The 14367-nt window shown below is 60.6% G+C and carries 12 protein-coding genes; 11 read left to right on the top strand and 1 reads right to left on the bottom strand.

Going from position 1 to position 14367, the window contains the following annotated elements:
- The first annotated feature begins 15 nt into the window (after positions 1–15).
- From J3P77_RS15605 to J3P77_RS15570, 8 genes are all read left to right on the top strand, one after another.
- Positions 16–2052 carry an FAD-dependent oxidoreductase gene (locus J3P77_RS15605; protein WP_434682033.1) on the top strand — a complete coding sequence of 679 codons (2037 nt, stop codon included), beginning with the start codon at positions 16–18 and terminating at the stop codon, positions 2050–2052.
- Between the two features lie 311 nt (positions 2053–2363).
- On the top strand, positions 2364–4658 hold the full coding sequence (locus J3P77_RS15600; RefSeq protein WP_434677497.1) for an S-type pyocin domain-containing protein: 2295 nt from the start codon (positions 2364–2366) through the stop codon (positions 4656–4658).
- Entirely contained in the window at positions 4651–4914 is a 264-nt protein-coding gene (locus J3P77_RS15595; RefSeq protein WP_434677496.1) for a bacteriocin immunity protein, read from the top strand. Before J3P77_RS15600 ends, J3P77_RS15595 begins: the two co-directional genes overlap by 8 nt.
- A gap of 269 nt (positions 4915–5183) precedes the next feature.
- On the top strand, positions 5184–5408 hold the full coding sequence (locus J3P77_RS15590) for a bacteriocin immunity protein (RefSeq protein ID WP_434677495.1): 225 nt from the start codon (positions 5184–5186) through the stop codon (positions 5406–5408).
- 57 nt (positions 5409–5465) lie between these two features.
- Entirely contained in the window at positions 5466–5729 is a 264-nt protein-coding gene (locus J3P77_RS15585) for a bacteriocin immunity protein (protein WP_434677494.1), read from the top strand.
- 194 nt (positions 5730–5923) lie between these two features.
- Positions 5924–6850 carry a 1-aminocyclopropane-1-carboxylate deaminase/D-cysteine desulfhydrase gene (locus J3P77_RS15580; protein ID WP_434677493.1) on the top strand — a complete coding sequence of 309 codons (927 nt, stop codon included), beginning with the start codon at positions 5924–5926 and terminating at the stop codon, positions 6848–6850.
- Positions 6851–6998: 148 nt separating this feature from the next.
- Positions 6999–8336, top strand: a complete 1338-nt coding sequence (locus J3P77_RS15575; RefSeq protein ID WP_434677492.1) for an MFS transporter — start codon at positions 6999–7001, stop codon at positions 8334–8336.
- A gap of 131 nt (positions 8337–8467) precedes the next feature.
- Complete coding sequence (locus J3P77_RS15570) at positions 8468–9685, top strand: MFS transporter (RefSeq protein WP_434677491.1); 1218 nt, start codon at positions 8468–8470, stop codon at positions 9683–9685.
- Positions 9686–9718: 33 nt separating this feature from the next.
- On the opposite strand, the gene J3P77_RS15565 is transcribed toward J3P77_RS15570, so the two are convergent.
- On the bottom strand, positions 9719–10702 hold the full coding sequence (locus J3P77_RS15565) for a DUF1853 family protein (protein WP_434677490.1): 984 nt from the start codon (positions 10700–10702) through the stop codon (positions 9719–9721).
- 910 nt (positions 10703–11612) lie between these two features.
- Between J3P77_RS15565 and J3P77_RS15560 the strand changes: the two genes are divergently transcribed.
- The 3 genes from J3P77_RS15560 to J3P77_RS15550 are packed head-to-tail and all read left to right on the top strand — an operon-like array spanning position 11613 to position 14340.
- Positions 11613–12503, top strand: coding sequence for an NAD(+) kinase (locus tag J3P77_RS15560; protein WP_083186220.1), 891 nt, complete (start codon positions 11613–11615; stop codon positions 12501–12503).
- The gene (locus J3P77_RS15555; protein WP_434677489.1) at positions 12503–13474 is read left to right on the top strand and encodes a metallophosphoesterase; all 972 of its coding nucleotides are present in this window, start codon (positions 12503–12505) and stop codon (positions 13472–13474) included. Before J3P77_RS15560 ends, J3P77_RS15555 begins: the two co-directional genes overlap by 1 nt.
- The gene (locus J3P77_RS15550) at positions 13471–14340 is read left to right on the top strand and encodes a rhomboid family intramembrane serine protease (protein ID WP_434677488.1); all 870 of its coding nucleotides are present in this window, start codon (positions 13471–13473) and stop codon (positions 14338–14340) included. Before J3P77_RS15555 ends, J3P77_RS15550 begins: the two co-directional genes overlap by 4 nt.
- Positions 14341–14367: the final 27 nt, after the last annotated feature.

The raw sequence follows: 14367 nt of genomic DNA, 5'->3' as shown, positions 1-14367 counted from the left end.
CGATGGAGCTTCGCCATGACCGCCGCGCCTTATCCACACATGCTCGCCCCGCTGGACCTGGGTTTTACCACCTTGCGCAACCGCACCCTAATGGGCTCGATGCACACCGGGCTGGAAGAGCGTCCCGGTGGTTTCGAGCGCATGGCCGCTTACTTCGCCGAGCGCGCGCGCGGCGGCGTCGGGCTGATGGTGACCGGCGGCATTGCGCCGAACAGTGAAGGCGGGGTTTATGACGGCGCGGCCAAACTGACCAGCCTCGAAGAAGCGGAGCCGCATCGTCTGGTGACGCGTGCGGTGCATGAAGCGGGGGGCAAGATCTGCTTGCAGATCCTGCACGCCGGTCGCTACGCCTACAGCAAATTCCAGGTCGCGCCCAGCGCCATTCAGGCACCGATCAACCCGTTCAAACCGCGCGAACTGGACGAGGCCGGCATCGAGAAGCAGATCCAGGACTTCGTCAATTGCGCCAGCCTTGCGCAGATCGCCGAATACGACGGCGTGGAAATCATGGGTTCGGAAGGCTACTTCATCAACCAATTCCTGGTGGCCCATACCAACCACCGCACCGACCGCTGGGGTGGCAGCTACGAAAACCGCATGCGCCTGGCGGTGGAAATCGTGCGCAGGGTGCGCGAGGCGGTCGGTCCGCGCTTCATCATCATCTTCCGCCTGTCGATGCTGGATCTGGTCGAAGGCGGCAGCAGTTGGGAAGAGATCGTGGAGCTGGCGCAGGCCATCGAAAAGGCCGGCGCGACCTTGATCAATACCGGCATCGGTTGGCACGAAGCGCGCATTCCGACCATCGCCACCAAAGTGCCGCGCGGCGCTTTCAGCCGGGTGACCGCCAAGCTGCGCGGCTCGGTGACGATCCCGCTGATCACCACCAACCGGATCAATACCCCGGAAGTCGCCGAACAGATTCTCGCCGAAGGCGATGCCGACATGGTGTCGATGGCCCGGCCGTTCCTCGCCGACCCGGAATTCGTCAACAAGGCCGCTCAAGGCCGCGCCAAAGAGATCAACACCTGCATCGGCTGCAATCAGGCCTGTCTGGACCATACCTTCGGCGGCAAGCTCACGACCTGTCTGGTCAACCCGCGCGCCTGCCATGAGACCGAGCTCAACTATGTGCCGACCCGGCAGGTCAAGAAAGTTGCCGTTGTTGGCGCGGGGCCTGCCGGGCTCGCGGCGGCGACCGTCGCCGCCGAACGCGGGCACCAGGTCACGCTGTTCGATTCAGCCAGCGAAATCGGCGGCCAGTTCAACATCGCCAAGCAGATACCGGGCAAGGAAGAGTTCTTCGAAACCCTTCGCTACTTCGATCACAAGCTGCAGCGAACCGGCGTCGACCTGCGACTGCAGACCCGGGCTACCGCCACCGATCTGCTGCAAGGCGGCTACGACGAGGTGATCCTGGCCACCGGCATCGCGCCGCGCACACCCGCCATCCCCGGCATCGAACACCCTAAGGTGCTCAGTTATCTCGACGTGATCCAGCGGCGCAAGCCGGTCGGCCACAGCGTCGCGGTCATCGGAGCGGGCGGTATCGGCTTCGACGTGTCGGAGTTTCTGGTTCATCAGGGCGTCTCCACCAGCCTGGATCGCGACGCATTCTGGCGCGAGTGGGGCATCGACACCGACCTGCAAGCGCGCGGCGGTGTTGCAGGTGTCAGGCCGCAGGTGCACGCGCCGGCGCGTCAGGTGTTCCTGTTGCAGCGCAAGGATTCCAAGGTCGGTGACGGCCTGGGCAAGACCACCGGCTGGATACATCGCACCGGGCTGAAGAACAAGCAGGTGCAGATGCTCAACAGAGTCCAGTACCTGAAAATCGACGACGAAGGCCTGCACATCCGCATCGGCGAAGGCGAAGAAAAACTGCTGCGCGTGGACAACATCATCATCTGCGCAGGCCAGGACCCGCTGCGTGAGCTATACGACGAACTGGTCCAGGCCGGGCAAAGCGTCCACCTGATCGGCGGCGCCGATGTGGCGGCGGAGCTGGATGCCAAGCGGGCGATCAATCAGGGGTCGAGGTTGGCGGCTGAGTTGTAAACTTCGCGAACTTCTAAATGAATTGAAAAAGGCGCTTAGGCGCCTTTTTTGCGTCAAATTTATTTTTGAGTTGAGGAATATTCCTACAGGTTCCAGCGCTTTTTCTTATTGTTTTTGTGATTGAAGTTCGCCCTGCATTGAAAAAGTTCTCTGATTTTTTACTTGCGCGCAAAAAGCTGATTCCAATGGGCTTGCAAATTGTTATGAGTAGTGTTTAAACGGGATCCGTTGAAGCTATATGAACACCTACCAATTCTTTTGTTTGGTTTATTGCAGCGATGGAATGCGCTGTTTGTATATGGTTGATTTCTTTGGGCGATGATCAATTTAAGGACGATAAGATGTCTAAGAAGCAGGTAACATTGCCTCCTACTTATATAGGAGCGCAGCCGTTCGGCAATGATTTCAATTATGCGGGATGGTCCTTAGGTGGCGGGGTGCCCGCGATACCTCAAGCTATGCTATTTGGGTCATTCATGTGGGATACCCTCAAGGAGTGGGATAAAAAATTCAACGCTGAGCTGGCGTTGGTAGACTCAAATCTTGTTCAAGAGCTTGCTGCCGCTCGCGGCGGACAAGCCGAAGACATTAATACTATCCATGGAGTGCAGAGAGAACTTGCGCTGCGCGTGAATATTTCCAATGGAAAAAGAACTGTCATACAGCAGTTTTCCCAAGTTGCGGACCAGTTTTACGGCTCGGATCCGTTGGCGTTGACCAGTGAACAACAATGGAATCAACTTCTGGAAAGGATGAAGCGTTCACGCCTTCTTCAAGATGTGCATAGGCTTGCCCAGCATTCGCATGAGGCCGCGTATAAACGTCGGTATGCAGCCGAAGCACTCACTAGGTTGGGTCAGCAGGAGGCTTTCTTGCGCTCGAGGTTGGCGGATCTTCAGGCCCAGGCGGAAGCGGCAGCCCGAGCCGCCGCAGAACGAACTAAGGCCGAAGCGGCTGCCCGAGCCGCGGCAGAACGAGCTCAGGCCGACGCGGCAGCAAAGGCAGCGGCGGAACAGGCTCAAGCCGAAGCAGCAGCACAAGCAGCGGCAGAACGAGCTCGGGCCGAGGCGGCAGCAAAGGCAGCGGCGGAACAGGCTCAAGCCGAAGCAGCAGCAAAGGCAGCGGCGGAACAGGCTCAAGCCGAAGCGGCAGCACAAGCAGCGGCGGAACAGGCTCAGGCCGAGGCGGCAGCACAAGCAGCGGCGGAACAGGCTCAGGCCGAGGCGGCAGCACAAGCAGCGGCGGAACAGGCTCAGGCCGAGGCGGCAGCACAAGCAGCGGCGGAACAGGCTCAGGCTGAAGCGGCAGCACAAGCAGCGGCGGAACAGGCTCAAGCCGAAGCGGCAGCAGAAGCAGAAGCAGCGGCGAAACAGGCACAGGCTGAAGCGGCAGCACAAGCAGCGGTGGAGCAGGCTCAAGGAGAAGAGGCCGCACAAGCAGCTGGGCAGCGGGTTCACACAGCGGTGGAAGCAGAGTGGCCGAGCAGCGGTGAATCGTTCGAGCAAATCGGGAAGAGCCTCTTTCAATTTTCTGGAATGGCGGGCACGAGTGGCGCTCAACTGCTCACCACGGCGGGCAGAATCGTGGCGGCCGAGGGCAGCACGATTGCCTTGCAAGCGGCGATACGTATAGCAACAGGCGGTGTGGCTGGGGTGGCTGCGGCAGCCGCGGCAACTGCTCCGGGATTGCTGGTCGGGTTGGCTGCCCTGATCTATCCATCCGAACTGGGGAACGGTGAGTTACCCGAGCGTTACGCGCTTTCATTGCCACTCACTGACCTTGGGGTGTCGTCAGATACTGAGCAGAGCACCGGCACAATTGACGTTCCTGTACGCCTTGGCTTCAAACCGTCGGATGATGAAGAGACCGCGATCATCGCCATACCGGCTGACGGGGTGCGTGTCTCGACTTCCGTGCAGGTTATCCCGGTTACATACGACGCCGTTCAGAACGTCTATACCGCATCTACGCCCGATACACCTGAGCGCACGCTTATCTGGACGCCCATCGTTCAACCGGGCGATAGCTCGACCGCGACACCTGTCGAGAATCCGCCGGCACCGGTCTATGAGGGTGCCACATTGGTCCCGGTCGAAGGCAGGATCGATACGTATCCTGACCTTGCCGATGTCGAGATTGATGATTACATTTTCGTATTCCCCGCCGACTCCGGGCTGCCACCGCTCTATGTAGTTTTCAAAAGCCCACGCAATATGCCAGGCGTGGTAAGCGGTGACGGACAGGATGTTTCGGCTGGCTGGTTAGGATTAACTGAGGGGGAAGGCGCCCCTATACCGAAGCAGATAGCGGATCAGATGCGGGGCAGGAAATTCAGTAGTTTTTCGAGCTTTAGAAGAACTTTTTGGAAATTGGTAGCCGCTGATCCGATCTTGTCAACCAGTTTTACTTATCTTGACCTGGAGCGTATGAAAAAAGGTTATGCACCGTACGTTCCGATGGACCAACGTGTCGGTGGACGAAAAAAATTTGAAATTCATCATATACATTTTATATCGAATGGGGGCGCTGTTTACGATGTCAATAACCTATTGATCGTGTCTCCAAAATATCATATTAATTTGCATTCGGGGGTGAGTCGTGATTGAGTTAAAAGAAAGGTATGAGGATTACACTGAGTCGGAATTCATCAGCTTTCTTAATGAGATTTACTTGGTGAGTTCGGCGAGCGAGGCAGAGCACGATTCGTGGATTGATCACTTTGAGAAAGTTACTGAGCATCCCATGGGAAGTGATCTTTTTTTTCACCCGTTGCCCGGTGCAGATTGCTCGCTCCACGGAGTCTTGAATACGGTCAAGCGCTGGCGAGCAGAAAATGGTAAGCCCGGTTTTAAACCCGAGTGATCGAGGAATGATTAGCTGTCGGCCTCTGATCCGGGGCAGCGCAGGGCGGTGCTAAACTGCCGCCCTGACCAAATGCCGGCTTCCGGAAAACATGAGCAAACAAACCACCACCCGTATTAGCGCGCTTGCCCGCGACCGAGTGCAAAGCGCTCGCAAGATGGACGACTCGCCGGAAGTGACGGGTCGCGGGCAAGCGCGCTCCTGCCCGGGGGATAATCTGTTGGTGGTGTCTCCAAAACATCATATCAAGTTGCATTCGGGAGTGAAGCGTGGCTGAGTTAAAGGAAAGGTACGAAGACTATACTGAGTCGGAGCTTATCAGTTTTCTTGATGATATCTATTCGGTGAATTCGTCAGGCGAGGCTGAGAACCGATCATGGATCAGGCATTTTGAAAAGGTTACCGAGCATCCAGTGGGGAGCGATCTTTTTTTCTATCCTCAGCCCGGTGCCGATTGTTCTCTTCTGGGCGTCTTGGACACTGTCAAGCGGTGACGAGCTGAAAACGGTAAGCCCGGTTTCAAATCGGATTCGTCAGAATCGAGGTGATCAGTGGCTATATTGAAAAGCAAATTCGAGGATTACACGGAGTTGGAGTTTACCGACTTTCTCAGGGATATCGTCTTGGTCAACTCAGCTAGCGAGGCTGAAATAAGATCATGGGTCAAGCATTTCAGAGAGGTCACAGAATATCCAAGTGGAGCTGATATTTTATTTCATCCACAGCCTGGGGCGGACTGCTCGCCGGAAGGAGTAGTAAAAACAGTAAAGCAATGGCGAGCAGAAAACGGTAAGCCCGGTTTTAAACCCGAGTGACCGATGAGCGATTGGCTGTCGGGCGTCGAATCGGACCGATTCAGGGCGGTGTTAAACTGCCGCCCTGACCAAATGCCAGCTCACGGATGACATGAACAAACAAACCACGACCCGTAGGAGCGCGCTTGCCCGCGACCGAGTGCGAAGCGCTCGCAAAGATAGACGATTCGCCGCAAATAATAATATGGTCTTGCATGCTCGCTGACGCCCTGACCTGGCGCCCATCCGCGCCTCTGCAACCCTTGAACCTGACGTGGTTGAAAGACGCTGGCATCGAGGCCGCCGTGTTGCGGCTGGACCTGATTGATCCGCTGATCAGCGGCAACAAGTGGTTCAAGCTGACCGAGCATCTGCGCCAAGCGCAAGACGCTGGTGCCAACGGCGTGATCAGCCTCGGTGGCGCGCATTCCAATCATCTTCACGCTCTGGCAGCGGCGGGCAAGCGTTTTGGCTTTCCCACCGTGGGGCTGTTGCGTGGCCATCCGCAGGACACGCCGACGAGCCGGGACTTGCAGAGCTTCGGTATGCAGCTGCACTGGCTGGGTTACGGCGGTTATCGCGCTCGGCATGAGGCGGATTTCTGGCTGCCCTGGCAGGCCCGGTATCCCGGTTTGCAACCGGTTCCCGAAGGAGGCGGCGGGCTGGCTGGCGCGTTGGGCTGTGGTGTTTTACGGGAGATGGTGCACGGCCAACTGGGCGCGCTTGGCTGGGACGACTACCACGGCTGGTGGCTGGCGGCAGGCACCGGCACGACGCTGGCGGGACTGGCTCTGGCCGAGGCGGGCGTACGCCCGGTGCATGGCGCGCTGGCGGTGCCGGACGATCACGGCGTAGCGCAGAATGTCGCGGCGGTGCTGGAGCAGGCCGGCCACTTCTACGACAAGGCTGACTTGCCTTTACATCAGGCCAGCCGTGGCGGCTTCGCTCGAACCGATCCGCAGTTGCTCGCCTTCATCGCCGAAGCCGAAGCGGAGTCCGGTGTGCCGCTGGAACCCCTGTACACAGGCAAAGCGTTGCTGGCCTTGCAGGAACAGGTTCACGCAGGTCGGTTCCGGCCAGGCAGTCGCTTGATCCTCGTTCATACCGGCGGTTTACAGGGGCGTCGGGCAATGGGCCTCTGAGGCCCGGTCCAGACGCTTTCAGACAAAATCTGCGCTTTTGGAACCGCGGGTGTCGGCCCTGACTATGTGGATGACTGTTTCGGAGTAAGGTCGGCCGGTCGCTATCCCGATAATCGATCCTTTCCCGATCCTTTACGCCGAGGTCAGCATGACAAGCACCGCTGCTGCGCAAGTCGATCCAGCCACGTTGAAACGCGTCATCGTCGCGGCGGCCATCGGCAATTTCGTCGAATGGTTCGACTTTGCCGTCTATGGCTTTCTGGCCACTACCATTGCCCTGCAGTTTTTCCCCAGCGGCGACGCCAGCGCCGCGTTGTTGAAGACCTTCGCGGTGTTCGCGGTAGCGTTTGCGTTCAGACCGCTGGGCGGGATCTTCTTCGGCATGCTCGGCGACCGGATCGGCCGCAAGCGAACGCTGGCGATGACCATTCTGCTGATGGCTGCCGCCACGACTCTCATCGGTTTGCTGCCTACTTATGCTGCCATTGGCGTCACGGCTCCGATCCTGTTGACGATCATCCGCTGCGCCCAGGGTTTTTCGGCGGGCGGCGAGTACGCCGGCGCCTGTGCGTACCTCATGGAGCACGCGCCGCACGACCAACGCGCCTGGTACGGCAGCTTCGTGCCGGTCTCGACCTTTTCCGCCTTCGCCGCGGCGGCGGTGGTGGCTTATGCGCTGGAAGCCTCGTTGTCGGCGCAGGCCATGGGCAGCTGGGGCTGGCGTCTGCCGTTCCTGATCGCGGCGCCACTTGGGCTGGTCGGGCTTTACCTGCGCTGGAAACTGGACGAGACGCCAGCCTTTCAGGCGGTGACCCAGGAACACGCGGTCGCACATTCGCCACTCAAGGAAACCCTGCGCAATCACGGCCGCGCGATTTGCTGCCTGGGCGCATTCGTGTCGCTCACGGCCCTGTCGTTCTATATGTTCACCACCTACTTTGCGACGTATCTGCAAGTAGCGGGCGGATTGAGCCGCGCGACGGCATTGCTGGTCTCGCTGCTCGCGCTGTTGTTCGCTGCGGCGATCTGCCCGCTGGCTGGAGCATTTTCCGACCGTGTCGGTCGGCGTGCCACGGTTGTGACCGCGTGCGTCCTGCTGATGGTTGTGGTCTTTCCGTCCTTCCAGATGGCGAGTTCAGGGTCATTCGCCGCCTCGATCATAGGCGTGATGCTGCTGGCGGTGGGCGCGGTGTTGTGTGGCGTGGTCACTGCGGCGCTGCTTTCGGAAACGTTTCCGACCCGCACTCGCTACACCGCGTCTGCCATCACTTACAACATGGCCTACACGCTGTTCGGCGGTACCGCACCACTGGTCGCGACCTGGCTGATCAGCACCACGGGTAGCAACCTCTCACCTGCGTTCTATCTGGTCGCGGTGTCGGTACTGGCACTGGTCGGCGGTCTTGCACTGCCGGAAACCTCGAAGATTTCCCTGCATGACGTGCCATCAGGGAAGAAAAGGCCCACGGCGGGCGCAGTGGCCTGAGTTGGCAAAAACGCAACAAAACGTAGCAGGGTCGCACCGAAAAATGGCACATTGGCGCGCCCTGGTACGCGTGACACATCTTGTAACCATCCGTCCGGGGTCACCTGAAAACCTATTTACGGACGAATTCCATGGGAACCAGTGCTCAGCCCGACATGGCGACGGCTACGAAGGCTTCGACAACCCCTCAATCCAGCCCGCTGGTGATGCGCATCATCGGTGCCGTGGCGCTGGCGCACTTGATCAACGACCTGATCCAGGCCGTGCTGCCCTCGATCTACCCAATGCTAAAGGCCAGCTATGACCTGAGCTTCACCCAGATCGGTCTGATTACCCTGACGTTCCAGATCACTGCGTCGTTGCTGCAGCCCTGGGTCGGTTACTACACCGACCGCCATCCCAACCCGCTGGTCCTGCCGGTCGGTTCGATCTGTACTCTGATTGGCATCGTGATGCTTTCGGTGGTGGGCAGCTTCCCGATGATCCTGCTGGCGTCGGCCCTGATCGGCATCGGCTCGTCGACATTCCACCCGGAAGCCTCGCGCATCGCGCGGCTGGCGTCCGGTGGACGATTCGGCCTGGCGCAGTCGACGTTTCAGGTGGGCGGCAACACCGGTTCGGCCATTGGCCCGTTGCTGGCGGCGGCGATCATCATCCCGTTCGGCCAGGGCAATGTGGCCTGGATCGGCGTGATCGCGCTGCTTGCGCTGGGCCTGCTTTACGCAATCAGCCGCTGGTATCGCGCGCATCTGAACCTGTTCAAGCTCAAGGCCGGGCAGGCGGCGACCCATGGTCTGTCGCGCGGCCGAGTGATAATGTCTCTCGGGGTGCTGGCGTTTCTGGTGTTCTCCAAGTTCTTTTACATGACCAGCCTGACCAGCTATTTCACCTTCTACCTGATCGAGAAGTTCGGTCTGTCGGTGGCCAGCTCGCAGCTGCATCTGTTTCTGTTTCTCGGAGCGGTAGCGGCGGGGACGTTCTTCGGCGGCCCGATTGGCGACAGGATCGGCCGCAAGGCGGTGATCTGGTTTTCGATTCTGGGTGCCGCCCCCTTTACCCTCGCGTTGCCTTACGCCGACCTGTTCTGGACCAGCGTACTGAGCGTCATCATCGGCTTCGTGCTGGCGTCGGCGTTCTCGGCAATCGTGGTTTACGCTCAGGAACTGGTGCCGGGTAACGTCGGCATGATCGCGGGCATCTTCTTCGGCCTTATGTTCGGCTTCGGGGGCATCGGCGCGGCACTGCTGGGTTACCTGGCTGACAGCCACGGCATTCTGTTCGTCTACAACCTGTGCTCGTATCTGCCGCTGCTTGGCATCTTCGCCATCCTGTTGCCGCGCACCAAATGACTCTGTTGGCCGCCGCCAGGCCAACACTGGCCATCAAACCGGTGATGCCGGCAGCGCGGCCTGGCTGAGCAGGTTGCTGGTGTCGGCCAGATTCGGCCACAGGTCCGACACCAGGAACAGCCGCTCGGCTTCCAGCCAGTTGCCGTCGACGTCGGGGGTCAACCGCACCAGCAATTGCGCCGGAGCCAGCGGGTCGAGCAGGGCCAGCCATTGCTGCAATTGCATGGCCGACCATGGTTCGGCGTAACGCGCCGGCGCCAGCCAGGCGTGGCGTGGCAGCGGCTGCCAGCAGCCATCCCCACTCTGGGCGATGAAGCGTTCCCAATCCTTCTGATGCAGCCAGCGACCCTTGAGGTGCTGGCTGTGGGCACCCGTCGGCGGCTGTGCTTCGCCAGGCCACGGATAAAGCAGATAGCCACCCAGCCAAAGCTCCGCGCTGAACGCTTCGATGCCGTGTTCCGCCAGGGCTGCGCGGCTTTCCAGGCGCGCTGACATTGGTAGCTGATGCTGACTCAAATGAGTGAGCTTGCGGTCCAGTCGATCATGGCAGCCGGGCCCGAGCCACTGCGCTGGGTCGTTGCCGTCGCCGTCCTGCGGGCCGAGGTAGAGTTTGATCGCCAGTTCGACATGGTGCACACCGTCACGGTCGCGCAGCAGCATGTCCAGCTCGCCAAGGGTATGACCGCCCTGACGGATCGGCAGGTTGGCGACGATGATTTCCACACCGGGTGCGTGGCGAACGGCGAATTGCCAGAGCCGCTCGTAGTACAGCCCCAGCCGTCGGGTCGCGGCTAGCGCAAGCCAGTGCTCCAGCTCGCGACTATCGGCATCGAGGCGCAACAGAAAATCCTTCAGCAGTTGCGGTTCGGCCACCCAGTCGCTGCCGGTCAACGGATGCCGCTGCGGCCATGGCGTGACTGCCAGCATCGGCGGCGCGAGAATCACCCACGCCAGATCCCGCACCTCGGGGTGGCGAAGGTGGCGGGGGAGGTCGATGAGGGTAGGGAATAGAGTCATGCACCGAGGATAGCTGGAGTTGGTGGTGTCGGCACCGCCGATATCCACGGCCGAAACACTACAGGGCCCGTAGGAGCGCGCTTGCCCGCGATGAGGTCGGTGCAGCCGCAGCAAATTAATAGTTGGCACCTACATCGTGGACAAGTGGATAGCCGCCCAGCCGCTGCACATGTGCTCTGTTTCTCAAGTTGCAAACAGCGCGAGCCCGGACAACGCCAACCGCGACGTTGGTGCAGGCCGAGTGGAGGTGTCGCGGAGCCGGGGAGCGAGGCAGGACGCCGAGCCAGCGCCGCTGGGCCAGGGACGGCCCATCGGCGCGGCCCGGTGGAGCGACGCCGGAAGGAGGGAACCCCGAAGGGGCCCAACCCGGAGCAATGGCTTTGGTTACTTTGGCCGAAACCAAAGTGACGCGCCGTAAAGGCGCAAAGCGACCTAAAGCCAGGCGCACGAATCAGTAACTACGCGCCTCATACCAACATGCAGATCCGGATGCTTGATCACGGCCACCATCGGTTTCGCCTTTACGGCGACCCCCTTTTGTTTTGGCAAAAGGGGGGAAAACCATTTGCTCCTGGTTCCGGCCCCTTCGGGGTCCCCTCGCTCCGGCGCCGCTCCGGGGGCCGCACCGATGGGCCGTCCCTGGCCCTATGGCGCTAATTCGCCATCCATGGCTCGTTTCCCCCTGCGCAACGCCTACGCTCGGCCTGCACAAGTCGCGTTCCGCGCCGCCTGCGAGATAGCATCGGACAGTGCGGGCACCACAAAACGCGACTTGCACGGACCGACCAGCACCGGAGCGAGAGTGCCCGACACGCTAAATCACTCGCGAGACGACCTGTGTTTGCCGCTACCCGGCGCTTTCGCCCATAATCCGTATCTTTAAGCCGTATCGAAGCGCAGCAGGAGCCCCATGGAGCAATTTCGCAATATCGGCATCATTGGCCGCCTGGGCAGTGTCCAGGTGCTCGATACCGTGCGCCGACTCAAGCGATTCCTGTTGGATCGCCACCTGCACGTGATCCTCGAAGAAACCATCGCCGAGGTCTTGCCCGGTCACGGGCTCCAGACGTCTTCGCGCAAGATGCTCGGGGAAGTCTGTGACATGGTGATCGTGGTCGGCGGCGACGGCAGTCTGCTTGGCGCGGCGCGAGCGTTGGCGCGGCATAACGTGCCGGTGCTGGGGATCAACCGCGGCAGCCTGGGCTTCCTGACCGACATCCGTCCCGACGAGCTGGAGGTCAAGTGCGCCGAAGTGCTGGACGGCCATTACCTGGTCGAAAACCGCTTTCTGCTCCAGGCCGAGGTCCGGCGTCATGGCGAGGCCATCGGTCAGGGTGATGCGCTCAACGACGTGGTGCTGCATCCGGGCAAGTCGACGCGGATGATCGAATTCGAGATTTACATCGACGGCCAGTTCGTCTGCAGCCAGAAGGCCGACGGCTTGATCGTCGCGACGCCGACCGGTTCGACCGCTTATGCGCTGTCGGCCGGCGGGCCGATCATGCACCCCAAGCTAGACGCCATTGTCATCGTGCCGATGTACCCGCACACGCTGTCCGGCAGGCCGATTGTGGTCGACGGGAACAGTGAGCTGAAAATTGTGGTCTCCAAAGACATGACGATTTATCCGCAAGTGTCCTGCGATGGTCAGAACCATTTCACCTGCGCGCCAGGCGATACCATCACGGTAAGCAAGAAGCCGCAGAAGCTGCGACTGATTCATCCGCTGGACCACAACTACTACGAAGTGTGCCGCACCAAGCTCGGCTGGGGCAGCCGGCTTGGTGCTGGAGGCGACTGATGCTCGATCCGGCGCGTAGCTTTGATCTGATCGGTGACGTGCATGGGTGTGCTCATACGCTTGAGCACTTGCTGGAGCGTCTCGGCTACCGGCTGCAAGGCGGTGTCTGGCGTCATCCGCAACGAATGGCGGTGTTTCTCGGTGACATCATCGACCGCGGGCCGCGTATCCGCGAAGCGCTGCATATTGTCCGCGACATGGTCCAGGCCGGGCACGCCCACTGCATCATGGGCAATCACGAGTTCAACGCGCTGGGCTGGGTGACGCCAGCGCTGCCCGAGAGCGGCCAGCGCTACGTGCGCGAGCACAGTCCGCGCCACGCACGGCTGATCGGTGAAACGCTGGCGCAGTTCGAGCGGTATCCGGAGGAATGGAGCGAGTTCGTCGAATGGTTCTACGAGCTGCCGTTGTTCCTGGATGCCGGCCGGTTTCGCGTAGTACATGCCTGCTGGGATCCGACCCTGATCGAACCTTTGCGGGGGGTGCACGGCGATGGCTGCATCGACAAGCATTTCGTCCAGGCGTCGGCGGTGCCCGGCAGTTTCGCCAGCAACGTGTTCAACCGCTTGCTGCGTGGCACTGACATGCGCCTGCCGCACGGCCTGACGTTGACCGGTGGCGACGGCCTGACCCGCGCGTTTTTCCGTACCAAGTTCTGGGAGGACGACCCGCAGACTTATGGCGATATCGTCTTCCAGCCGGATGCGCTGCCGGAAGGGGTGGCCAAGACGCCGCTCTCGACCAGCGAAAAGAACGCGCTGCTGCGCTATGGCATCGATGAGCCGTTGCTGTTCGTCGGGCATTACTGGCGCAGCGGTATCCCCGCGCCGATCCGCCCCAACCTGGCATGCCTGGATTACAGCGCGGTCCTGTACGGCAAGCTGGTCGCCTATCGGCTGGACCAGGAAACACAGATCGACCCGAATAAATTTGTCTGGGTCGATGTCCATCGCCCCGAGGTTTCGCAATGACCCCAGTCGCCGTCCTGCGTCTGCCGTTGAACACCGATCTGAGCGGCTTCGTCAGTCTTCTGCACCGTCTGCAAGTGCCCCATCGGGTGAGCGAGGAAGTCGGCGAGCAAGTGTTATGGGTGCCCGATGCCGGGCAACTGGCCGAAGAAGTCCGCGAGCTGTACCAGCGTTTTCCCGACGGTGATGACGCGTATCAGTTGCCGACAGACCGCGAATCGGGCGTGAGTCCTCCGGGCTTTGTCGGGCAGTTGCGCGCCAGCCCGGTGACGGCCCTGGTGTTGCTGGCCAGCCTGATCGTTGCCGGCATCACCTTGCTGGGCGACAACCTGGATACGGTGCGCTGGCTGACGTTTCTGGATTTTCGCGTGCACGGCGACTACGCGACCTTCGTGCCGCTGGCCGACAGCCTGACGGCGGGGCAGTGGTGGCGGCTCGTATCGCCGATGCTGATCCATTTCGGCATACTGCATCTGGCCATGAACGGCATGTGGTATTGGGAACTGGGGCGGCGCATCGAGCTGCGCCAGGGCAGCTGGCAATTGCTGGCGCTGACCCTGCTGTTCGCGGCGGTTTCCAACTATGTTCAATACGTTTTCGGCGGCCCGAGCCTGTTCGGCGGGTTGTCCGGCGTTCTTTACGGGCTGCTCGGCCATTGCTGGATATTCCAGCTGCTGGCACCCAATCCGGTCTACCACCTGCCACGCGGCGTACTGGTGATGATGCTGGTCTGGCTGTTGCTGTGCCTGTTCGGCGTGGTCAGCATGCTCGGCTTCGGCGATATCGCCAACGGCGCCCACGTCGGCGGTCTGATCATCGGTTGTGTCACGGGTCTTGCGGGCGGAGCCCTGGCCCGCAGGAAACGTTAGAATACTGCCCGCCAATTTCTGGAGTTC

The organism is Pseudomonas sp. R1-18, from assembly GCF_051132095.1.
In the GTDB taxonomy this organism is placed as follows: Bacteria; Pseudomonadota; Gammaproteobacteria; order Pseudomonadales; family Pseudomonadaceae; genus Aquipseudomonas.
This window is presented reverse-complemented; position numbering and strand designations above follow the sequence as displayed.

Excerpts from the sequence above, each read along its gene's own strand:
- J3P77_RS15605 (WP_434682033.1), top strand. The coding sequence starts at position 16 with ATGACCGCCGCGCCTTATCCACACATGCTCGCCCCGCTGGACCTGGGT.
- J3P77_RS15580 (WP_434677493.1), top strand. The coding sequence starts at position 5,924 with ATGCTCGCTGACGCCCTGACCTGGCGCCCATCCGCGCCTCTGCAACCC.
- J3P77_RS15575 (WP_434677492.1), top strand. The coding sequence starts at position 6,999 with ATGACAAGCACCGCTGCTGCGCAAGTCGATCCAGCCACGTTGAAACGC.
- J3P77_RS15570 (WP_434677491.1), top strand. The coding sequence starts at position 8,468 with ATGGGAACCAGTGCTCAGCCCGACATGGCGACGGCTACGAAGGCTTCG.
- J3P77_RS15565 (WP_434677490.1), bottom strand. The coding sequence starts at position 10,702 with ATGACTCTATTCCCTACCCTCATCGACCTCCCCCGCCACCTTCGCCAC.
- J3P77_RS15560 (WP_083186220.1), top strand. The coding sequence starts at position 11,613 with ATGGAGCAATTTCGCAATATCGGCATCATTGGCCGCCTGGGCAGTGTC.
- J3P77_RS15555 (WP_434677489.1), top strand. The coding sequence starts at position 12,503 with ATGCTCGATCCGGCGCGTAGCTTTGATCTGATCGGTGACGTGCATGGG.
- J3P77_RS15550 (WP_434677488.1), top strand. The coding sequence starts at position 13,471 with ATGACCCCAGTCGCCGTCCTGCGTCTGCCGTTGAACACCGATCTGAGC.